Annotated in this window: 21 protein-coding genes; 13 read left to right on the top strand and 8 right to left on the bottom strand. The window is 63.6% G+C overall.

Annotated elements, in window-relative coordinates:
• Nucleotides 1–57: 57 nt before the first annotated feature.
• On the bottom strand, nucleotides 58–1,056 hold the full coding sequence (locus LRS53_RS03815; protein WP_231354988.1) for a response regulator: 999 nt from the start codon (nucleotides 1,054–1,056) through the stop codon (nucleotides 58–60).
• A gap of 578 nt (nucleotides 1,057–1,634) precedes the next feature.
• On the opposite strand from LRS53_RS03815, the gene LRS53_RS03810 reads away from it, so the two are divergent.
• The gene (locus LRS53_RS03810) at nucleotides 1,635–2,636 is read left to right on the top strand and encodes a LysR family transcriptional regulator (RefSeq protein WP_442968473.1); all 1,002 of its coding nucleotides are present in this window, start codon (nucleotides 1,635–1,637) and stop codon (nucleotides 2,634–2,636) included.
• On the opposite strand, the gene LRS53_RS03805 is transcribed toward LRS53_RS03810, so the two are convergent.
• A complete protein-coding gene (locus LRS53_RS03805; RefSeq protein WP_160922802.1) occupies nucleotides 2,633–3,094 on the bottom strand; it encodes a Rid family hydrolase in 462 nt (153 codons plus the stop codon). The genes LRS53_RS03810 and LRS53_RS03805 overlap by 4 nt on opposite strands.
• A gap of 269 nt (nucleotides 3,095–3,363) precedes the next feature.
• On the opposite strand from LRS53_RS03805, the gene LRS53_RS03800 reads away from it, so the two are divergent.
• The 5 genes from LRS53_RS03800 to LRS53_RS03780 all read left to right on the top strand — a co-directional run bounded on the left by LRS53_RS03800 (nucleotide 3,364) and on the right by LRS53_RS03780 (nucleotide 8,020).
• A complete protein-coding gene (locus tag LRS53_RS03800) occupies nucleotides 3,364–4,050 on the top strand; it encodes a hydrolase (protein ID WP_231354987.1) in 687 nt (228 codons plus the stop codon).
• A 66-nt stretch (nucleotides 4,051–4,116) separates the two neighbouring features.
• Nucleotides 4,117–4,680: an antibiotic biosynthesis monooxygenase gene (locus LRS53_RS03795; RefSeq protein ID WP_231354986.1), complete on the top strand. Its 564-nt coding sequence runs from the start codon at nucleotides 4,117–4,119 to the stop codon at nucleotides 4,678–4,680.
• A 72-nt stretch (nucleotides 4,681–4,752) separates the two neighbouring features.
• The gene (locus LRS53_RS03790; RefSeq protein WP_231354985.1) at nucleotides 4,753–6,147 is read left to right on the top strand and encodes an OprD family outer membrane porin; all 1,395 of its coding nucleotides are present in this window, start codon (nucleotides 4,753–4,755) and stop codon (nucleotides 6,145–6,147) included.
• Between the two features lie 525 nt (nucleotides 6,148–6,672).
• Nucleotides 6,673–7,101 carry a nuclear transport factor 2 family protein gene (locus LRS53_RS03785; RefSeq protein WP_231354984.1) on the top strand — a complete coding sequence of 143 codons (429 nt, stop codon included), beginning with the start codon at nucleotides 6,673–6,675 and terminating at the stop codon, nucleotides 7,099–7,101.
• A gap of 673 nt (nucleotides 7,102–7,774) precedes the next feature.
• Nucleotides 7,775–8,020: a hypothetical protein gene (locus LRS53_RS03780; RefSeq protein WP_184287323.1), complete on the top strand. Its 246-nt coding sequence runs from the start codon at nucleotides 7,775–7,777 to the stop codon at nucleotides 8,018–8,020.
• 139 nt (nucleotides 8,021–8,159) lie between these two features.
• On the opposite strand, the gene LRS53_RS03775 is transcribed toward LRS53_RS03780, so the two are convergent.
• The 3 genes from LRS53_RS03775 to LRS53_RS03765 form a co-directional block, all read right to left on the bottom strand.
• The gene (locus tag LRS53_RS03775) at nucleotides 8,160–8,375 is read right to left on the bottom strand and encodes a hypothetical protein (protein WP_231354983.1); all 216 of its coding nucleotides are present in this window, start codon (nucleotides 8,373–8,375) and stop codon (nucleotides 8,160–8,162) included.
• A gap of 217 nt (nucleotides 8,376–8,592) precedes the next feature.
• Nucleotides 8,593–9,279, bottom strand: coding sequence for an LrgB family protein (locus LRS53_RS03770; protein ID WP_231354982.1), 687 nt, complete (start codon nucleotides 9,277–9,279; stop codon nucleotides 8,593–8,595).
• Complete coding sequence (locus LRS53_RS03765) at nucleotides 9,272–9,688, bottom strand: CidA/LrgA family protein (RefSeq protein ID WP_231354981.1); 417 nt, start codon at nucleotides 9,686–9,688, stop codon at nucleotides 9,272–9,274. Before LRS53_RS03765 ends, LRS53_RS03770 begins: the two co-directional genes overlap by 8 nt.
• Before the next feature lie 267 nt (nucleotides 9,689–9,955).
• Between LRS53_RS03765 and LRS53_RS03760 the strand changes: the two genes are divergently transcribed.
• Nucleotides 9,956–11,146 carry an amino acid aminotransferase gene (locus LRS53_RS03760; protein ID WP_231354980.1) on the top strand — a complete coding sequence of 397 codons (1,191 nt, stop codon included), beginning with the start codon at nucleotides 9,956–9,958 and terminating at the stop codon, nucleotides 11,144–11,146.
• Nucleotides 11,147–11,200: 54 nt separating this feature from the next.
• On the opposite strand, the gene LRS53_RS03755 is transcribed toward LRS53_RS03760, so the two are convergent.
• Entirely contained in the window at nucleotides 11,201–11,821 is a 621-nt protein-coding gene (locus LRS53_RS03755; RefSeq protein ID WP_231354979.1) for a TetR/AcrR family transcriptional regulator, read from the bottom strand.
• A gap of 143 nt (nucleotides 11,822–11,964) precedes the next feature.
• Between LRS53_RS03755 and LRS53_RS03750 the strand changes: the two genes are divergently transcribed.
• The 5 genes from LRS53_RS03750 (at nucleotide 11,965) to LRS53_RS03730 (ending at nucleotide 16,890) form a co-directional block, all read left to right on the top strand.
• On the top strand, nucleotides 11,965–13,227 hold the full coding sequence (locus LRS53_RS03750) for a serine hydrolase domain-containing protein (protein ID WP_442968472.1): 1,263 nt from the start codon (nucleotides 11,965–11,967) through the stop codon (nucleotides 13,225–13,227).
• 127 nt (nucleotides 13,228–13,354) lie between these two features.
• Complete coding sequence (locus LRS53_RS03745) at nucleotides 13,355–14,689, top strand: alginate export family protein (protein ID WP_231354978.1); 1,335 nt, start codon at nucleotides 13,355–13,357, stop codon at nucleotides 14,687–14,689.
• 38 nt (nucleotides 14,690–14,727) lie between these two features.
• On the top strand, nucleotides 14,728–15,216 hold the full coding sequence (locus LRS53_RS03740) for a DUF3237 domain-containing protein (protein ID WP_231354977.1): 489 nt from the start codon (nucleotides 14,728–14,730) through the stop codon (nucleotides 15,214–15,216).
• 77 nt (nucleotides 15,217–15,293) lie between these two features.
• The gene (locus tag LRS53_RS03735) at nucleotides 15,294–16,466 is read left to right on the top strand and encodes an MFS transporter (protein WP_231354976.1); all 1,173 of its coding nucleotides are present in this window, start codon (nucleotides 15,294–15,296) and stop codon (nucleotides 16,464–16,466) included.
• A gap of 169 nt (nucleotides 16,467–16,635) precedes the next feature.
• Nucleotides 16,636–16,890, top strand: coding sequence for a DUF2790 domain-containing protein (locus LRS53_RS03730; RefSeq protein WP_064309029.1), 255 nt, complete (start codon nucleotides 16,636–16,638; stop codon nucleotides 16,888–16,890).
• 137 nt (nucleotides 16,891–17,027) lie between these two features.
• Here the strand turns inward: LRS53_RS03730 and LRS53_RS03725 are convergent, their stop codons facing one another.
• Nucleotides 17,028–17,222 carry a hypothetical protein gene (locus LRS53_RS03725; protein ID WP_017641404.1) on the bottom strand — a complete coding sequence of 65 codons (195 nt, stop codon included), beginning with the start codon at nucleotides 17,220–17,222 and terminating at the stop codon, nucleotides 17,028–17,030.
• A 231-nt stretch (nucleotides 17,223–17,453) separates the two neighbouring features.
• Here LRS53_RS03725 and LRS53_RS03720 point away from each other — a divergent pair, with 231 nt between their 5' ends.
• Nucleotides 17,454–18,425, top strand: a complete 972-nt coding sequence (locus LRS53_RS03720; protein WP_231354975.1) for an endonuclease — start codon at nucleotides 17,454–17,456, stop codon at nucleotides 18,423–18,425.
• A 56-nt stretch (nucleotides 18,426–18,481) separates the two neighbouring features.
• Here LRS53_RS03720 and LRS53_RS03715 read toward each other — a convergent pair whose 3' ends face one another.
• On the bottom strand, nucleotides 18,482–19,714 hold the full coding sequence (locus tag LRS53_RS03715) for a glutamate carboxypeptidase (RefSeq protein ID WP_231354974.1): 1,233 nt from the start codon (nucleotides 19,712–19,714) through the stop codon (nucleotides 18,482–18,484).
• Nucleotides 19,715–19,914: the final 200 nt, after the last annotated feature.

Here is a 19,914-nt window from a genome sequence, read left to right as displayed (position 1 = left end):
GGCAGCCTTGAGCGGAGGATACGAAGTGCCGAACGGTACGCCGAATCCAGTGCCTGTTCAGGCGGATTGGATGTCGAGCGTCGCGCTATCAGGCAGCCTTCCCGCCATTCTACCCAGCAGGACCAGCTCCACTAGGGTGCGTGTGCTCAGTTTTGTCATGATGTGCTTTTTATGCAGCTTGACGGTGACCTCCTGGAGTCCCAGCGCCAGCGCGATGTCCTTGTTGCGTCGGCCCTCGACCAGCAGACCGAAAACCTCCTGTTCGCGCGGCGACAGGGTGGCGAAGCGCGCGCGGATCGCATCTTCGCGTCGCGCCTGCACATGCAGTCGATGCGCCGTTTCCAGGGCTTCCTGCAGGCTGTCGAACAGCGCCGACTCGTCGAAGGGCTTGGTGATGAAGCCGACCGCTCCCGCCTTCATGGCCCGTACCGACAGGTCGATGGTGCCGAAGCCCGTCATGAAGACGATCGGCACCTTGATACCACGCTGGGCAAGCTCCGCCTGCAGATCCAGACCGCTGCTCTGACTCAGGCGCACGTCCAGCAGCAAACAGCCGGGATCCTCGAAGGAGCAGGTCGACAGGTAGGCCTCGGCGGAGGCGTAGGCGAGCGCACTGAACCCCGCCGATCTAAGCTGGCGAACCAGGCCGTTACGTACCGTCGATTCATCGTCGACGATATGCACGGTAGCCAGGGCTCTCCAGTCAGGCGATCGGTCATCCGCCTTGGTGATCGCTGGCGGATGGTCCTCGGCGGAGGCGAGCTGTGCGACGGGCAGATTCAGTCGATAACCACGGCCGGCCACGGTTTCGAGCAGATCGCGATCCAGCGCCAGCTGCTTGCGTAACGAAGACATCTGGACATGGAGATTGTTTTCCTCGACCACCGTATCCGGCCATACCGCTTCGATGAGTTCGTCCTTGGTAAGCAACCGCTGAGGCGCTGCCAGCAAACATTCGAGCAGGTCAAAGGCGCGGCTGCCAAGCCGAACCGGCTGGTCGTGGCGAAACGCCTCACGGCGCTCGATCGATACCCACACATCTCCTAGACGAATCATAAGCTCCTAGCCGGCTCGGTAGTGGCTGACGATCAAAGTATGACGTCAGTTATCTATCGATAGCATTACTATTGAAATTGGCATTAACGCTTCGGTCCCGTGGTTCAAGGCTACGGCGCTATCCGCCAAGGCGCGGACCGGCAAGCCTGAATGTTCCGTCCATCGGTACGCGCCATTGGTGCGCGCCGTCGAATCGGCTGCCGCGTACGACACCGTCGCAACAATCGTCCAGCTGGGGCACTGTTGCAGTGCACAAGCAAATGGACGGACACGCTGGCGAGAAGATTAAACGGGGGAGATGTCGCCTGAGCGTTAATTAACGTTAATCCAGCACATTTACGTTAATTAACGTCTTGGTCCTTTGGAGAAGAAGCCCGGCTGATCGGACCAGGACGAGCGCTAATCGGGACGTTCGAAGCTGCAGAAGCGCGCGGCAACCCGCGTAGATGCCGAATGCTGGATGGCCCCACGCGTAGGGCCTGATCCTTTGTTAGAAGATCTACCCCCTTGATTGTCACCTTGGTTCCGCAGCACCCTTTTTCGTATGATGCCCGACACCAACAGACGGAACCTCAGGTGTGGACGCCCCAGTAAAACCGGCTTCTTCAAGCCAACCCGACCCGAGGATAGCGCGCTGGGACGCGGGGGCGGCGGTCAACCAGCTGTCCTGGGACGACCTGCGCATCATCAAGGCGCTCAGCGAGTCCGGCAACCGTGCGGCTACCGCCAAGAAACTGGGCATCAACGTCTCAACCGTTTCCCGGCGAGTGGCGCAGGTGGAGAAAACCTTGGGCGTGGCGTTGTTCGACCACCGTCGCTCCGGCTATCAGCTGACAGTCGAAGGCGAGGAACTGCGTGCCTTGGGCGAGCGGGTCGAACTGGATATCGTCAGCGTCGCACGACGTGTCTCCCGCGCTGCACAGGGTCCACTGGGCAAACTGCGGATCACCACCAGCGACTCGCTGCTGCTGTACTTCCTGACCCCGATCATCGCCGACTTCAAGGCGGCGAACGATGGCATGACCATCGAGGTGCTGGTGGGGAATCAGACCTTGAGTCTGGCACGGGACGAGTCCGACATCGCGATCCGGGCCACCAGAAAGCCCGCCGACAGCCTGGTCGGTCGCAGGCTGGCCACCATTGCCTGGGCCGCCTATGGCAGTCGCAACAGGGTGCGGCAGGAGGATCCCTATGCGGCCGGCCAGGCCTGGGTGTCCTACGCCTCCGCCCTGGCCAACCTCAAGGCGGCTGCCTACCTGGAATGCCGAGTTGCCCCTGAGGACGTCTCCTACCGTACTGATTCGGTCGCCGCCGCCAGTGCGGCCATCGTGGCAGGGCTGGGTTTCGGCTTTCTGCCCTGCATGCTGGGCGACAGCACGCCCGGTCTGGTGCGCGTGGGGCCGGTGGTGCCAGAGCTCAACGACGAACTCTGGCTGCTGACTCATCAGGACATCCGCAAGTCCTGGCGGGTAAAGGCCTTCATGGCGTTCTGTGCGGCGGCGGTAGCCGAGCAGAAGGCGCTGGTGGAAGGTCAGCGCCCGTTTGCCACTGCGCTCGAAGACAGCGAAGCCTCTACCTAGCGCGCGCGACTGCCAATCACCGCCCGGCAGGCGATCTCGATCAGCTGCGGGCGCTGGGCCAGCCTCGAAACACCAATGATGTTGCTGGCGCAGCGCGGCGCCTCACAACCGTAGGCCGCCTTGCGCACCTTACCGACGACGGCAAAGGCGGCGTCCATGTCCAGCACATAGAGAGTCTCCTCGACCACGTCTTCCAGGCTTGCGCCATAGAGCGCGAGCAGCTTGGCGATGTTGTCGTAGGCGGTGCGCATCTGCTCGCCCATGGTGGAAAAATCGCTGGGGCGACCCTCGCTGTCCAGCGGTGCGGGCGCTACCAGATTGCCGTCTGCGTCGTGATTGAACTGCCCCGAGACGAAGATTTCGTCACCCACCCTACGGGCCTGCGGATAGCCGTAGGCCTGCTCCCACGGTACGCCCCAGTACGCCGTGTCCTTGTCCTTCAACTGTGCTGCTGCCATTGCCTGTTCCTCGCGGAAAGTGGATTCGCAATGCGGAATCCGGGTGATTGGAAGGCCAAACCCTAGCAGCGCGTTGACGATGTTTGTGGCGCAAATTTGCGCTTTCAAAGGTGCAAAAGTGCACAAGCACAGCTTCGATTGATCCCTTACCTTGGATACCAGTTCCGGTCACAACCGCTGCGAACGAGGCCGTCGCCCCCTTGAAGGCGAGCCGCCGAGATCGCCGCACGGAGCACAGCCCAAACCACACTCAATCGATAGGTGAAGCCATGAACAACTCCAAAACCGAAGTCCTAACTCCCCTGAACAGCCAGCTGATCTTCATCGACCAGCAACCGCAAATGGCCTTCGGCGTCCAGAGCATCGATCGCCAGACGCTGAAGAACAACACCGTCGGCCTGGCCAAGGCCGCCAAGATCTTCAACGTGCCCACCATCTTCACGACGGTCGAAACCGAAAGCTTCTCCGGCCACACCTATCCCGAGCTGCTCGCCGTGTTCCCGGATGCGCCGCTGCTCGAGCGCACCTCGATGAACTCCTGGGACGACCAGAAGGTGCGCGATGCGCTCAAGCGTAATGGCCGCAACAAGATCATCGTCTCCGGCCTCTGGACGGAGGTGTGCAACACCACCTTCGCTCTCTCCGCCATGCATGACGCCGGCTACGAGATCTACATGGTCGCCGACGCCTCGGGCGGCACCACCCAGGCCGCTCACGACTACGCCATGCAGCGCATGATCCAGGCCGGCGTGATCCCGGTGACCTGGCAGCAGGTCCTGCTGGAATGGCAGCGCGACTGGAAGAACCGCGACACCTATGACGCCGTCATGGGCCTGGTGAAGGAGCATTCCGGCGCCTACGGCATGGGTGTCGACTATGCCTACACCATGGTGCACAAGGCCCCCGAGCGTGTCGCTCACGGCCCCACCCTGGCGCCGGTCGCCGCGGCCGTCTGAGCCACTGCCAGCCCCACCGTCTCGGGCGGTGCTGGCGCTTCCATTGCCCAGGCAGGAGTCCTACTCATGAATCCCTCTTCCACTACCGCGACCCTGGTCGTGCGCCACCAGGTCCACCCACAGCACGAACAGCGCTACGAAACCTGGCTGCACCAGACCATCGAGGCCGCCAGTCAATTCCCGGGCCACCTGGGGGTGGACGTAGGCCGCGAACGCCATGGAGATGTCCTTGATTTCACCTCGGTGTTGCGCTTCGACGAGATGCAGCACCTGCAGCTATGGCTCGAATCCTCTGCCCGTCAGTGGCTCGTCAGTCAGGCACGCCCGTGGCTGCAGGATGGCGACAACACCGAAATCCAGCTCGGCAAGGACTTCTGGTTCGCGCCCCGGGAGGCCGACCAGGCACCTGCACGCTGGAAACAGGTGGTCGTCAGCTTCCTGGTCATTCTGCCCCTGAGTCTGCTGATACCCGCCCTCTGGCGGCCCGTATTCGGCGTCGCCCCCTGGCTCGCCGGCTACCTGATGAGCAACCTGCTGATCACTCTGAGCATCGTGGTGCTGGTGGTGTACCTCTTCATGCCGCTGGCCACCCGCGCGCTGAATCCCTGGCTCAGCGCTGACACCCCATAGCGCGCCAGCCCTTCCGCCGCCCTCCTCCCCTTCGTCCGCGATAGCCCTTCCGTTCGTTCATAAGGAATACCCATGAGCGCCGCCGCAACCTTGCTCGACCGCCACCTGCACACGGCAGACCTGCCGTCAGCCCCCTCCACCGCAGTGGCGACCGGTAGTCGAGTGCTCGGGCATCGTTACCTGGGAAAGCGCTGGCAGGGTTCGGTCCTGCGAGGCTGGCTGCTAGGTCTGTTGCTGGCAACGGCCACTGGCCAGTCCGCCACCGCGGCCGAAACACCCGCTCCCGCAAGCTGGGATGTCTTGCTGCGCAACTACTTCCTGCACAGCGACCTGCGCGACAAGGTCGGTCCCGGCCAGCAGAGCTATCAGCAGGAATGGGCGCAGGGCGTCATCGGCGAGCTGCGCTCCGGCTACACCGACGGGGTACTTGGCGTGGGTTTCGATGTACACGGTTTCCTTGGACTGAAGCTCGATGGCGGCCGCGGACACACGGGTACTGGACTGCTGCCGGTCGATGGCAAAGGGCGTAGTGGGAATTACGCGTCCGCTGGTGGAGCCTTGAAAGTCCGAATGGGGACCTATCAACTTCGCTATGGCGAAATGATGGTCGAGACGCCCGTTTTCGATACGGCTGACAAGCGCCTGCAACCGGAATACGCCACCGGATGGATGCTCGAGGGTACGCCGCGACCGGACATGCAGCTGCAACTTGGACACTTCACAGGCTTCAAGAACCAGGCTGGTCGCTCTTCTCATGACGATCTGGAAGGAGCAGGAGTCTCTACCCGCGGCAGTGCCATCAGCCTCGTCGGCGCACGCTTCGCCGTCACCCGGACGTTCAGCGCTGCCCTTTACGCCGCACAGTTGGATGACCGTTGGCGGCAGGACTATCTCAACCTCAGGGTGAGCGATGCCAGCTGGACGCTGGAGGCCAACGCCTACCGTACGCGGGACCAGGGATCTGCCACCGCTGGCGCGATCGATACGCTCGCTTACAGCCTGCTAGGCAGCCATCGCATCGGTGCCCAGACGTTCACCCTGGCCTACCAACGGGTCGAAGGACGGACCCCTTTCGACTTCGTGGGCGGCGACTCTATCTACCTGGCGAACTCGGTCAAATACGCCGATTTCAACGGCGCCGGCGAGCGGTCGTGGCAGGCGCGGTACGATGTGGATCTCGCGGTATTCGGTCATCCCGGCTTGAGTGTGATGGCGCGGTACGTCAGCGGCCGGGGCATCGACAGTACCCATACCCGTCCTGACAGCGCCTATGCCCGTTCACTGGAGGCGGGCGGACGCCACTGGGAGCGAGATCTCGACCTGCGTTACCGGGTCCAGCAGGGCGCGGCCAAGGATCTGCGGGTGACGCTTTCCCACGTGAGTCACCGAGGCAACGACGCCCAGGACGGGCGAGACCTCGATCGGCTGTATCTCATCGTCGAGTACCCGCTGCGTGGCTTCATTTGAGGGCACGCGCCATGAGTCGCGGCTTGGCGATGAAACCGTCCGACCGTTCGGCGTGCAGGTTCGTGCTGACGGCTCGGCTCATGCCATGGACCGCAGGACGTCACTCGACCGAAGCGCAAACGCAGGCGCCGGTCAGTCGATGGAGTCCGTCGCCCGATCGTGAACCTCGTACGATCCGTTACGCGCCCCCTGGCTGTTGCCGCCCCTGGCCCCGAGCGGCTTATGCCAATCGACGCGGCGACCCGCACATCCGCGCCGTGGTTGTCGAAAGGCGCCTTCGGGCTATGGAGCAGACGTGGATAATGGCCGCTGCGTCGGTGCTATCGCTGCACGTCGAAGCGACAACGAACTCATCTTCACCCATGCGCCCTATCGCATCACCGCACACCCCGGGATGGCGAGTTACGAGCGGTTGCATTCACGCCTGTCAGGCAGGCAGAATCGATCCGGTTGTACGATGACGGACAAACAGAGTCATCGGCGACGCCTCGCTTCGTTCCAATAACTACAACAAGGAATCTCGACATGAAAAAGCTGACGCTCCTGGTAAGCTTCCTCTGCCTGTTCACAGGTTATGTCGCCGCCGCTCCCCATGATGAAAGTGACGTAGCTGCCGCCGTGGACAAGCTGACCCAAGCCATGTGGCACAAGGACATAGCGCAACTCAAGGCACTGACCGCTGACAACCTGACGTATGGGCATTCAAGCGGCAACATTCAGGACAAGCAGGCGTTCATCGCCGACATCGAGACGGGGAAGAGCGCGTTCAACGAACTGAAGATGCTCAACCAGAAGATCACCCTGTCGGGAGATGTCGCGCTGGTTCGCAATCACTTCTCGGCCCAGGCTGTAAACAGCGGAAAAGTCGTGCCAACTGAAATCGAGAATTTTCAGATCTGGCAGAAGCAGAATGGCCAGTGGCTATTGATCGGTCGTCAGGCATTTCGCTTCTGATAACCCCTTCGACAGAGGCTGCGTCGATCGCCATGGAAGGTCGTAGAAGATCGACGCTCTCTCGGTCCCACCTACCGCTGCCACATTATGAACTGCCGCCTCGCTGGCCTTGGGTCTTCTGCAAGCCGCCGGCATCGGTGTTGATCCCTTAGACAGTCCTGTCACGCTGCACCGGGCCATCGACGTCCCTAAGCTGGGCTGGCGAATCTCCGCCAGCAGGTCAGTCGATCTTGGCCCGCTTGCGTGTCCGCATCGGCAGTTGGCCTTCGAAATCAATCTGACTGTTCCTGAGCTGACCGCGGCTCAGAGTTCACCGGTACCTGACCACGTGCCACTTGCGTCGTAGCGCATCCTCGGAGAGCAAGACAGCCATATTGAAGAAAGCTGGCTTCCTTCATCGACCAGCGCGGCGCCTGACATCAGATCGGCTGGAGAACAGCACCGCGCTGTCACTGCGGCCCGACGTCACGATTGGGCGCTTTCACCAGGCGTGTGAGTCATCAGTCCTATCCTTCGGCACGTCAAGCCAGGGGCCACCCAGGCTGTGAAGATCGTGGCGCACCGGCCACTCGTCGAAATCCAGCGACATCGCCCAAATGATTATTGCGATATTCGAACGGGCGAATCATAGTGGCCTGATGCCATTTACCTGATCGATGTTCGAGACCTGATCATGCACCCTGATCCCCAAGGCCAAGCCCGCGAAGCGCTACTTGGCCTTCATCGCCAACTCCAGGAAAACGCCAGCCAGCTCAGCCAGGTCGACTGCGATGACCCGGACGTCCGAGCCGTGCTGCAGGCGGTACATGATCTCAATCAGAGAGTTGCCGACCTGGTGGCGGAAACCGCCTTGCTGGCGCCCTTGGAACTGGACTCGGTCACCAACGGCAGCTCATGCGACGGTACCTGCCAATCCTGACTCATCGCCCCTGTCGACTCGACCTTTCACCGGGTCCCGGGCGAGGAGCCGGCGAAACGCCGTGACAGACTTCCCGAGCTGCATTGCCAGACCGAGATGCACGGGCGCGAGTGGAATGACAGGCGCTGTGTGAAGCCGCCTATCCGCCAGCGTCTTTACCCGGCCGCCGTTGGTAGGCACGCGCCCATTCGAGCAGGATGTTTTCTTCGTCGGTACGATCATCGACACCGCACTCTTCCAGTACGGTCACCACTCGACTCATGAAGTCTCGATCGATGCGAGCCTGCTCCATGAGCCTGGTCAGATTCAGCTGCCCCAGCCGCTGGAGCGGGGTCTGAGATTCGTTGTCTTCCATGCCCATCACGTCTGTCCCTGTAAGCACGGCTGCCGAATACCGACTGGCCTATCGCCATCATCTTCCGGACAGGGTCTGGGCTGGCAATGGTTATTGCACGAAGTGTCAAGAATGATGACTGAGCGGCAGTTGATGGCGCGTCCAAGGCGGTTGGCTTGGGCCCTCTGCTCGGCTCTCCGCGCCAGGCAGGCCCCAGCGAGCCTGCCCTACCTGCAACCTAGAAGCCCAGCACCAGAGGCAGCACCAGCGCGGTGACGATGCCCAACAGAATCATGCCCAGCGCCGAGAAGGCTGCCGTTTCCTGGCCCTCGCGCAAGGCATGAGCCGTGCCGATGGCATGGCCGTTCATGCCCAGGGTCAAGCCGCGAGCCGCGGGATCTTCCACCTTGAAGACCTTGAGCAGCGGCAGCGCCAGCGTGGTGCTGATGACGCCGGTCAGCATCACGATCACGGCGGTCAAGGGCGCGATGCCACCGAAATGATCCGCCAGCGGCAAGGCGATCGGCATGGTGACCGACTTCGGCACCAGGCTCATCAGCAGGGTCTCCGACAAGCCAAACAGCCAGCCCAACGCCAGGGTCAGGGAAACGCCCACGACGCCCCCTACCGTGAGGGTTATCAGCAGCGGCTTGCAGAGCGCCACCACCCGCGGGAAGTTCTTGTAGAGCGGAACGGCCAGGCCTACGGTGGTGGGCCCGAGCAGCATCGAGAGCATCCCGCTGGCGCCGCGATACGTCTCGTAGGGAATCCCCCCGACCCAGAGCACGATGGCGACGATCGCCGTGGTGATCAGCACGGGTTGCAGCATGATCAGGCGCAGGCGCTGTTGCAGCACGAGCGCCAACTGATAGGCCGCGAGCGTCAGGGACAAGGCCAGCAGGGGCGCCAGGGCTTGATCAGACATGGTCTTTGTTTCTACCGATCAGGTACTGCAGCAGCCAGCCGCACAAGGGAACGGTGACCAGCAGAGACAGGGCGATGACCAGCACCAGGCGTAACCAGACCGAGGCCTCGATACCGCTGAAATCGACGATTCCCACCGCGGGCACCACGAGCATCAAAGGCAGGTACCTGAGCAGATTGCCCGCCATGGTCTCCACGCCTTCCGGCACTCTGCGCAAAAGCATCAACAGGGTGAACAGAACGATGATCCCCAAGACACTGGCCGGAATGCCACCTATGACGTTCGTCATCCCAGAGCCCAGCAGATAGCAACCTACAAGCGTCAAAAAACCCGAGATATTCATAACCACCCTGAGTGATAGCTTTCTTGTTGAATAGCCTTCAATAACAGCGTGCGCGGCAACGTCCAAGATGGAAGACCCGCATCGAGCTGCGGACCTGCGCTCCGCCGGAAAGCATGGAAATCGCCGCTGATATGGCCTTTCCGCAGCTCACCTGCTACGCCTGGCGTGAGCGGGCCCATGCTAGCCTTTTCACTATAGGCACAGCTGAAAATGCCTGTGCAAATCCATGCTGAGATCGGCGAAAGGTACCCGGTGCGTTCGGCTCGATGCCGTGAATAGCGCCTCGATCTAGGTCGCCTTACCCTGCCCTGCCAATCGGATATCCGTACAACCATGTTCGAACACCTAGCCGAGTACCCGGGCGACCCGATACTGTCGCTGATCAAGACCTATCAGGACGACACCCGACCCGAAAAGGTAAATCTGGGTGTCGGGGTCTATCTGGATGCGCAGGGCAGGTTACCGGTGCTGCAGGCGGTGGCGGCGGCCGAACAGCAGCTGAGGAAAGCAGCGCCGGCACCTTCGATGTATCTCCCCATGGCGGGTCATGACGCTTATCGCCTGAACGCTCAGCGCCTGCAGTTCGGTGACCAGAGCCAGGCACTGGCGGAGGGGCGGATCGCGACCATCCAGACCCTGGGCGGATCGGGCGCCCTGCGGACCGGTGCCGACTTCCTGCGTCAATGGTTTCCGGATTCAGGGGTCTGGGTGAGCGACCCGACCTGGGACAATCACCTCGCCCTCTTCGCCGGGGCCGGCTTCACCGTCGGCACCTACCCCTATTGCCGGTCGGCCTCAGCCGAGCTCGCCTTCGAGGCCATGCTCGGCACCCTCAGCACCCTCCCCCGGCACGGCATCGTCCTGCTCCATCCCTGCTGTCACAATCCCACCGGCCTGGATCTGACCAACGCCCAGTGGCTGGCGGTCATCCAGGTACTGGCCGAACGCGAACTCATCGCCTTCGTCGACTGTGCCTACCAGGGTTTCGGCGAAGGACTGGAAGCGGACGTCTTCGCCATCAGGGAAATGGAGCGCGCGGGTCTGAGCTTCCTGGTGAGCTATTCCTTCTCGAAAAACTTTTCGCTATACGGCGAGCGGGTGGGCACCCTATCGGTCGTCTGCTCTTCTGCGCCACTGGCGTCCAAGGCCCTGGGCCAGTTGCAAGCCACGGTGAGACGGCATTACTCGAGTCCGCCGCGGCATGGCGCTCTGCTGGTGGATCTGGTCCTGGGCAGCGAACTGGCCGATCTCTGGCGGACCGAGGTGGACGCCATGCGCACCCGCATCGCCGCCATGCGCGAGTCGCTGGCACAGGCGCTGGTCGAGGCGGGCCTGCCGCTCGGCGAGCGCATCCGTCGCCACCGGGGCCTGTTTTCCTATACGCATCTCACCCGGGCGCAGGTGCTGCGGCTCCGTCAGGATCATGGGATCTATCTGGTCGACAATGGCCGCCTGTGCCTGGCGGGGTTGACAGAGGAAAGGCTCGCCTACGTGTCTGCGGCGATCGCAGAGGTGACCCGCTGAAAGATAGGGCCGCCCCCGCGAATTCGTCCAGGCCTGACTGAAGCTGCTAGCGCCTCAGCCCGGCACCGCACGCATGCCCTCGAAGATCAGGCGCGTGGTGTTGCGCACGTTGGCGGCATGTCCCTCCCGGTCCATCTCGTCACTGGCCGTCAGGCGCAGCAGTTGCAGGTGCGAGTAATCGTTGAGCAGAAAGGCCGCCAGCTCTACGTCCAGATCGGCGCGCAGCTTGCCGGCGGCCTGCAGCTCGCGCAGCACACTGGCGATCTCGCCCTGCAGGCCGCGGTTCATCTGCCGGTAGGCCTGGGGCAGACCGCTGTCGCCCCCCACCAGCACCAGCGGCAGCAGTTCGCGCCAGAGCGCGGCGGGCAGCACCTCTAGTGCGTAGCTGACGAGGAGGTGCTCCAGATGGCAGAGCGCCTCGACGGGATCTGCGACGTCGCGGATGTGCCGGCGCACGTCGATCAGGGCGCGGCGATCGGACTCCTTGATCATCTCCAGGATGATCTCGTGCTTGCTGCCGAAATACTTGAACACCGTGGGCGCCGAGACCCCGGCCTCGCGGGCGATCTGCTCGACCGTGGTCTCGCGAAAGCCCTGGCGCTGGAACAGCATGACCGCCGCTGCCGAGATGGCCGTGCGGCGTAATTCCTTCTGACGTTCGCGTAGGCCGCTCACCGTCGCTCCTGATTGCTGGCTATGGCCGAAAGGATAGCGGGCTTGCCTTGACCACGAAAAATATTTTATTGACTAAAAAAATTAACAGGGTTAATTATTTTCTCGTACCTGCTCTACGCAGGGCAATTGCCAGGATGAGTCTGATGAACCAGATCCTCGACCGCTCCCTGGTTTCCCGGAATCGGGAAGTCAGCGAGATGTACGACCAACAAGAACAAGAGCCCGTACTGATGCAGGGTTTTCCTGCCGAGCCGGACCAGCGCGTGACCTGGGCCAACTGGATGTCGCCGCCGTTCAACCGCTGGGGCTTCCGCAACCTGGCACGCCTGCGCCCCACCATCGAGGTAGCCGCCGGATCGCGCCCGGACGCGGTGCTGGCCCAGGCACCCGTGGCGCTCAAAACGCTCAGCTTCGAAAGCAGCTGCGGCCGCCGCGTCAGCGCCCTCGACCATCTGCGCGCCAGCAAGACCGACGGCTTTCTGGTGCTGCACCAGGGCCGCATGGTGTACGAGCGCTACTTCAACGGCCAGGTCGCCACGGACCGCCACATCATGTTCTCGGTCACCAAGTCGCTGATCGGGGTGCTCGGTGAGCAACTCATCCATGACGGCGTGCTCGATGCCCAGGCACTGACCCAGCACTATGTGCCGGAACTGGCCGGCAGCGCCTTCGGCGACGCCAGTGTCCGCCAGTTGCTCGACATGGCCGTCGGCGTTCACTACACCGAGCTGTACGACGATCCCGCCTCGGAGAGTTCCCAGTACGGCTACGCCTGTGGCTTCAAGCCGGCCCTGCCCGAGTACGCCCAGTACGAATCCCTGTACCAATACCTGCCGTCGCTGCGCAAAAGATGCGAGCACGGCGGCCTCTTCCATTACGTGACCGCCACCACCGAGGTGCTGGCCTGGGTGATGGAGCGTTCCAGCGGCCTGGGCTGCGCCGAGCAGCTGCAGCGGATCTGGCAGCAACTCGGCTGCGAACGCGACGGCTACTTCATGGCCGACCCCTGGGGTCGCAGCGTCGCCGGTGCCGGCTTCAACGCCACCCTGCGCGACATGGGCCGCTTCGGCCTGATGCTGGCCAACGGCGGTCGGGTCGATGGCCAGCAGGTCATCGACCCGGCGGTGATCGAGGCCATCGCCGCCGGCGGGGACCCGGGGATCTATGGCGTGCACAAGGACTTCTCCGAATGGACCCCGGGCGCCTCCTACCGCAGCCAGTGGTACGTCTTCAACGACCACAGTCCGGCCATCATGGCCAGTGGCATCCACGGCCAGTACCTGTTCGTCGATTTCGCCTCCGAGGTGGTGATCGTCAAGCAGTCGTCGCTGCCCGAGGCGGTCACCGAACTGGACATCGATACCGTACGCCTGCTGCGCGCCATCGCTGCCCAGCTGCACGACTGATCCATCCCTAACAAGATCGACGAGCGCCGGCTTGCCCGCGCGCTCACCTGCTACGACAGGTATCCGGTGGCCGTCCTGGCCACCCTTCACTGCCCTGTAATACAAGAAAAATAGTCAGGAGCTTCATATGTGCACAACCAAGCGCCTTCCCGGCGTGCTGCTGGCGCTCGGCCTGCTGCTGGCCAGCCAGCCGGCCCTGGCGGGCTATCCCTTCGAATACGAGAACCTCAAAGGCGACGTCAACCTGACGGTGGGCGCCGGCTCCCTCTCCACCCGGGGCGTCAATTTCGGCGCCGGTCGCGTGGATGCACGCAGTGGCAAGAACGACGGCCGCCGCAGCGCCTGGCAGGAGTTCTACGTCAAACCCGGCGTCACTCTCGACTACTCCCTCAGCGACAGGGTCCACCTGCTCGCCGGTGGCTCGGTGGTCGGCGCCACCACCCTTGGCGACGGTGATGCCGGTGGCTTCACCCGCGGCTCAGACGGCCGCTTCGCCCCCGAAGAGCTCTATGCCGGAGTGCAGGCGGGCGACTGGAAATTCACCGCCGGCCGCCAGAACTTCATGGTCGGTACCGGCTTCATCGTCATGGACGGCAACCTCGATCTGTTCGGCGATGGCGCCTACTGGCTCGGTCCACGCACCGCCTTCCGCGACTCGGCGATCCTGGCGTGGGGGCATGGCCCGGTCCAGGCACAGGCCTTCACCCTGCGCACCGACGATCACTATGGCGATTTCCGCCTGAGCGGCGCCAACCTGGATTACGATCTCGACGGCCAGGTGACCCTCGGTGCCATGGCCCTGACGGTCGATACCCTGGCCAGCAGAGACAGCAACGCGGCGCGCCGCGACGGCATGCGGGTCTACAACCTGCGGGCACTGCGTGGCCACCTGCCGGGCCTGCCGAACCTGACCCTGAATGGCGAATACGCGGTGCAGCGCGGCGGTGACGGCGCCCTCACCTATGACGCCAAGGCCTGGTATGCCCAGGCCGACTACCAGTTCCAGGACCTGCCCTTCACCCCCACCCTCGGGTACCGCTACGCCGTCTTCTCCGGTGACGAGAACCCTACCGACAACCGCCAGCAAGCCTGGGATCCGCTGAGCAAGGGCTTCATCGACTGGAGCACCTGGCTGGTGGGCGACGTGGTGGGCAACTACCTGCTGTTCAACAGCAACGAGCGCGTCCAGCAGTTCTCGCTCAAGAACCGCCTCAGCGAGGCCCTCACCCTGGGCGTCATCCACTACCAGTTCTGGCTCGACCAGGCCAACTTCCGCGGCGCCGCGGTCAATGACCGGCGTTTCGCCGACGAGACCGCGGTGTACCTCGACTGGACGCCCAATCGGCAGTTCTACAGCTCGCTTTCGTACAACTGGGTGCAGGCCAAGTCCGCCGCCCGGCAGGCGTTCGGCGACAACGAGCGCTTCAGCGCCCTCGAGCTTTACTTCACCTATCGCTACTGACCAGCCACCACAGCCCCCGTGGGGCACAGGAGAGCGTGATGACCACCAAGACACCAACCGAGATCGCCGTACCAACGCTGGAGTGGGTGCTGAGCCTGCATGTCCTTATCGACCCGGCCGATGACCTGGGCGCTTGCACGGATGGCCAGCGCAGCAACTATCGAATCACCGGCGGGCATTTCGAAGGCTTGAACGTGCGTGGCGACGTGTTGGCCGGTGGCGCGGATTTCTATCTGCAGCGCAGCGACGGCGTGGGTGAGCTGGACGCTCGCTATAGCCTGCGCAGCGATCAGGGCGAGTGGATCAACATTCACAACCTTGGTCTGATCACCCTTAGCGAGCGAGGCCGCACGCAGGTTGCCCAGGGCCTCTGGCCCATCGCCGAAGAGGACTACCACTGCAGTTGCACGCCGCGCTTCCAGGTGGCCAGCGGCAGGCTCGACTGGCTGACCCGCAGCGTGATGATCGGCAAGGTGAGCTATCCCGCCGTCGACCAGGTCGCCATCCACTGCTATCGCCTCAGCTGACCGGCAACCCCTATAGCAGCCAGGCTTTTCACTGAAGCGGCAGGCCCGTCTGTGGCCGAGCCGGCAGGTAATAGACCATGACCATCGCCAACCAAACCCTGGTGCGCGCCGCGTGCATCGCCATCGCCGCCGCTTCGATCCTCGTCATCGGCGTGCAGCCGATCTTCATCGGTCTGCTGACCGAACGCCTGGGCCTGACCCTGGCGCAGCAGAGCTGGACCATGTCGGTGGAAATGTGCGGCTCCATCGTTGGGACACTGCTGTATCTGCCAATGATCCGCTTCCTCGGCCCACGCACCATCGCCCTGGGCACGGCCTTGCTGTTGCTGTTCGCCAACGCCGCGACGGCCAGCGTCACCACCCTCGATCCGCTGTTGGCCTTGCGCGGTCTCTCGGGCCTCTGCTCGGGCGTGCTCTACTCCTATGCCATCTACTGGCTGGGCAGCATGCCGGGGCAGGACAGGTCCTTCGGCATCCTGCTGTTCGTGCAGACCGCCCTGTTCGCCAGCAGCGCGGTGCTCATGCCGATGATCGCCGCGTGGCAGGGCTTCGCCGGAGCGATCTATTACCTGGCGGCCTGGTTCGCCCTGGTCTGCCTGCTGAGCGGCTGCCTGCCGGCCAGGCAGAGTCCGGAAGAACAACGGCTCGCCCACACGCCGCTGCGGGCGGGCCTGACCGTGATCGGCGTCTGCTCGCTGCTCGGCATGCTGTTCCTGCAACTGTCGATCTACTCGCTGTGGGGCTTCGTCGACGGCATCGCCAGCGACGCTGGCGTGGCGCCGGTGGACATCGGTTGGGCGATCAGCATCGGGCTGCTCGGCGGCCTGCCCGGTGCGGCCCTGCCCAGCGTGGCCGGGCGGCACCTGGGCCGCGTACCGATGATCCTCACCGGCTCCCTGGCCGTGCTCGGCGCCATCTACATGCTGGCCACGCGCATCCACACCGCCGTAGATCTGCTGCTCGCGGTCTTCCTGATGAACTTCGGCTGGAACCTGGCGCTGTCCTATTACATGTCCTCGGTCGTAACCCACGACCCGAGCGGTCGCCTGACCAAGCTGGTCGGCGTGGTACAGGTCGCCTCCGCCGCCGCGGCCCCGACCCTGCTGAGCCTGATCATCGAAGGCAACGACCGGCGCAGCCTCTTCGTGCTGTCCGCAGGCGCCATCCTGATCGGCTGCCTGCTGGTGATCGTCATGCTGGCCTGCGGGCGGCGCGGCGTGCAGGGCAAGGCACTGAACTGCTCGGTCTGAGCGTTGGCCGCAGGCTAGGGGGTGCCGCGCGAACATCACGGCCTTCCGCGCAACCAGGCGACAAACTCCATGACCGATTTGTCATCACCCGGTCAGCCTGGCGTCCCCTCTGTCCTCCTAGAGTGGCCCGGTCAGCGACTCGCTACCCACCCCTTCAAGAGGACTCTCCATGAAAGCGCTCCTACTCGGTCTTTTCGGTCTGCTCGCCACCGGCTCCGCCCTGGCTGCTCCCGACCATCCCGCTCCGATCCATGACAAGCCCGGTTTCTTCGTCCCCCTCGACGTCGACAAGGTCGTCAGCCAGACCGACCTGAGCGCCCAGTGCGGAATCGTGCCGGCCCACCTCGACTATCTGGATCACGCCGGCCGGGAACATGAGCTGGACTATCTGGTGTCTGGCAATGGCTGCTACAACCAGAATTGAGGCGTCTTTCGACCCGGTACCGAAGCGTGGCGGTCACCGCTGTGCTGGCCAAGGGGGCGCCTGTAACGGCCCCTTCCGCCACCAGAATCCAGGGCTATTGGGCCAGTAGCGCACGCCACGGGTCGGCATGCGGACCGCTAGAAAAACCGATAGGCCTTGGCCAGGGCCCGCTCCAGTACGGCGATGCAGGCGTGGTCGTCCGCATAGGACAGGAACTGGCGCTGCGCATCGGCCTGGGCCTCGGCCAGACGCGTCTTGCGCTCGGCCAGCTCATCTTCCAGCACCGAGGTGCTCATGCCGCCCAGATCACAGCAGGGGTTGGGGCCATTCATAGAAAACTCCGGACAGAAGTGCAGACTGCGTCATCAGACAAGGTTTTGAGATTTGGTTCACAAATCTTAGCGAATCTCATTGTTGCTGAAAGCTGAGTTTCGACCCGGTGCTGTACCGCCCCCCCGCGCTAGAGCGTCTCCCCGAGACTTCCGTACCCTGCACCGGCTATCAGCGAGGCAAAAGCTATACAATTCGGCGCCCTAATCGAGCTGTGAAGATACATGCGCCTTTTGCTTTCGCTTCTCCTGGCCACACTGGTGGCCTCCTCCGCGCTCGCCGCGGCGCCCGATACCTTTGTCGAGGCCAAGGTAATCGCCAGACAAAAAGTCTATTTCGATCAGAACACCAGCGCCCAGGGCGACCTCTATTGCGGCTGCAAGTGGGAGTGGGTCGGCAAATCCGGAGGACGGGTCGATGCCGCCTCCTGCGGTTTCCAGGCGCGCAAGCAGGAAACCCGCGGCGAACGCACCGAGTGGGAGCACATCGTGCCGGCCTGGACCTTCGGTCATCAGCGCCAATGCTGGCAGAACGGCGGACGGGAACACTGCGTGGCGGATGACCCGGTGTTCCGCGCCATGGAGGCCGACCTCTTCAACCTCTACCCCGCCGTGGGCGAGGTGAATGGTGACCGAGCCAATTTCAACTACGGCATGGCCCAGGGCGTGCTGCCGCAATACGGCCGGTGCACGACGAAGATCGACTTCCAGGAACGCGCCGCCGAACCGCGCGACGAGGTCAAGGGCCTGGTCGCCCGGGTCACCTTCTATATGTTCGATCGCTACGGCCTGAACATGTCGCGCCAGCAACAGCAACTGCTCATGGCCTGGGACAAGCAGCAACCGGTCACCGCTTGGGAGCGCGAACGGGATAGTCGCATCGCCGCGGTGATGGGCCATGGCAACCCCTTCGTGTCCGGCGAGCGGCACTGGACGCTGGGCTACCAGCCGGTTGGTGACGGCATCGTCAGTCCTCTGCCGGAGGCCAAGCCAGCGCCGTCAACGCCCTCAGCACCGGCCAAGACCGATAGCTCCACCGCGGCCAGCCAGGGCGCGATCATCGGCAACCGCAACAGTCACGTCTATCACCTGCCGCAAGGCTGCCCGAGCTACGCCCAGGTGTCGCCGAAGAACCAGATCAAGTTCGCCTCCGAAGCCGAGGCGAAGGCGGCAGGCTTCACCAAGGCGGGCAACTGCGCGCCCTGATCGCCAGCCCCAGGCGCTGACCTGCAGCACCCAGGTGTCCTGAGCCGCTTCGGCAGTTACTGCCCCTTGGACAGCTCCACCAGCATCCGCGTGAGCAGATAGATGCGCGGTGTCACGCTGTCCAGTTCCACGTATTCCTCGGGGGTATGCAGCTTGCCGCCGACGATGCCGAAGCCGTCCAGGGTCGGTACGCCGGCACCCGCTGCGATGCTGGCATCCGCGGCGCCGCCACTGCCCTCGACGGTCAGGGTGCGGCCCAGCTCGCCATAGATGCCCTGGGCCATGGCCAGCAGCCGATCGCTCGCCGCGGTCTGCGGCATCGGCGGCAGGCCACGCTCCAGCCGCGTGGTCACCTCGGTGTCGGCAATCCGCTTGTTGGCAGAGATCCGCGCCAGGTCCTTTTCCACCCGGTCGAATTCTTCGGGCAGCGCGGCGCGGACATCGGCCTTGGCGACGGCATGATCGGGAATCACATTGATGCGGTCACCCGCCTCGATCACCGTGAAATTGACCGAAGTCTTCTTCTCCGCGTCGCCCAGGTTGCCCAGTTGCAGCACCTGGTGCGCCACCTCGGTGGCGGCGTTACGCCCCAGTTCCGGGGAAACGCCGGCATGGGACGACTTGCCCTTGACCTCCACCACGGCGGTGGCGCTGCCCTTGCGCCACACCACCAGGCCATCGGCCGGCCGCCCCGGCTCCAGATTCAGCACCACGTCGTGCTGTTTGGCGGTGCTGGCGATCAGCTCGGTGGCGGCCTGGGAGCCGGTCTCTTCGCTGGCATCCAGCAACAGGGTGATCTGCCCGTAGTCCTTGAAGTCGAGGGCCTTGAGAATCTGCAGCGCCGCCAGGGCGACCACGATGCCACCCTTGTCGTCGGACACGCCCGGGCCATAGGCGCGTTTTTCATCGGTACGATACGGCCGGGCCTTGGCCGTGCCTTCCTTGAACACCGTATCCATGTGCGCCAGCAGGAGAATCTTGGCCTTGCCGCTGCCCTTGAGCGTCGCCACCAGGTGCTGGCTCTTGTCCGGCGCGGTGTTGGGCACCTCTTGCACCGTGGCGCCGAGTTTCTGCAATTCCGCGCTGACGAGCTTGCCCACCTCGGTCAGGCCGGGCGCGTAGCCGGACCCCGAGTCGATGTTCACCAACCGCTCCAGCAACGTGAGCGTCGGCGCCTTGGCCTGCTCCGCGGCGGTCTGGATGCGCGCGTCGAGCGCGGCACTGGCGGGCAAGGCGATGCAGCAGGTGAGAACGGCAGCGAGGGTGGTACGCAAGAACGGAGCGGACATCGGACTTTCCTTGTTGGCCTTATTGGATTAGTCAGACAACTGTAGTCGCCACCAGGACATAGGGGAAATCAGGCTGCCAGCTGTTTGGCGCAGGCCTGCAATCACCCCAGGAACATCGCTCCCAGCAGCCGCCAGCCATTGACGGCGTGCTGCTCCGCCGCACCTGCATGGGCACCCTCTGGCGAGACAGGGCTGGTCAG

It is taken from the genome of Pseudomonas sp. PLB05 (assembly GCF_021106615.1).
GTDB lineage: Bacteria > Pseudomonadota > Gammaproteobacteria > Pseudomonadales > Pseudomonadaceae > Chryseomonas > Chryseomonas benzopyrenica.
This window is presented reverse-complemented; position numbering and strand designations above follow the sequence as displayed.

What these genes read in the sequence shown, in the direction of transcription:
- LRS53_RS03815 (WP_231354988.1), bottom strand. Translation starts at nt 1,056, where the DNA reads ATGATTCGTCTAGGAGATGTGTGGGTATCGATCGAGCGCCGTGAGGCG.
- LRS53_RS03805 (WP_160922802.1), bottom strand. Translation starts at nt 3,094, where the DNA reads ATGGCAGCAGCACAGTTGAAGGACAAGGACACGGCGTACTGGGGCGTA.
- LRS53_RS03800 (WP_231354987.1), top strand. Translation starts at nt 3,364, where the DNA reads ATGAACAACTCCAAAACCGAAGTCCTAACTCCCCTGAACAGCCAGCTG.
- LRS53_RS03795 (WP_231354986.1), top strand. Translation starts at nt 4,117, where the DNA reads ATGAATCCCTCTTCCACTACCGCGACCCTGGTCGTGCGCCACCAGGTC.
- LRS53_RS03790 (WP_231354985.1), top strand. Translation starts at nt 4,753, where the DNA reads ATGAGCGCCGCCGCAACCTTGCTCGACCGCCACCTGCACACGGCAGAC.
- LRS53_RS03785 (WP_231354984.1), top strand. Translation starts at nt 6,673, where the DNA reads ATGAAAAAGCTGACGCTCCTGGTAAGCTTCCTCTGCCTGTTCACAGGT.
- LRS53_RS03780 (WP_184287323.1), top strand. Translation starts at nt 7,775, where the DNA reads ATGCACCCTGATCCCCAAGGCCAAGCCCGCGAAGCGCTACTTGGCCTT.
- LRS53_RS03775 (WP_231354983.1), bottom strand. Translation starts at nt 8,375, where the DNA reads ATGGAAGACAACGAATCTCAGACCCCGCTCCAGCGGCTGGGGCAGCTG.
- LRS53_RS03770 (WP_231354982.1), bottom strand. Translation starts at nt 9,279, where the DNA reads ATGTCTGATCAAGCCCTGGCGCCCCTGCTGGCCTTGTCCCTGACGCTC.
- LRS53_RS03760 (WP_231354980.1), top strand. Translation starts at nt 9,956, where the DNA reads ATGTTCGAACACCTAGCCGAGTACCCGGGCGACCCGATACTGTCGCTG.
- LRS53_RS03750 (WP_442968472.1), top strand. Translation starts at nt 11,965, where the DNA reads ATGAACCAGATCCTCGACCGCTCCCTGGTTTCCCGGAATCGGGAAGTC.
- LRS53_RS03745 (WP_231354978.1), top strand. Translation starts at nt 13,355, where the DNA reads ATGTGCACAACCAAGCGCCTTCCCGGCGTGCTGCTGGCGCTCGGCCTG.
- LRS53_RS03740 (WP_231354977.1), top strand. Translation starts at nt 14,728, where the DNA reads ATGACCACCAAGACACCAACCGAGATCGCCGTACCAACGCTGGAGTGG.
- LRS53_RS03735 (WP_231354976.1), top strand. Translation starts at nt 15,294, where the DNA reads ATGACCATCGCCAACCAAACCCTGGTGCGCGCCGCGTGCATCGCCATC.
- LRS53_RS03730 (WP_064309029.1), top strand. Translation starts at nt 16,636, where the DNA reads ATGAAAGCGCTCCTACTCGGTCTTTTCGGTCTGCTCGCCACCGGCTCC.
- LRS53_RS03725 (WP_017641404.1), bottom strand. Translation starts at nt 17,222, where the DNA reads ATGAATGGCCCCAACCCCTGCTGTGATCTGGGCGGCATGAGCACCTCG.
- LRS53_RS03715 (WP_231354974.1), bottom strand. Translation starts at nt 19,714, where the DNA reads ATGTCCGCTCCGTTCTTGCGTACCACCCTCGCTGCCGTTCTCACCTGC.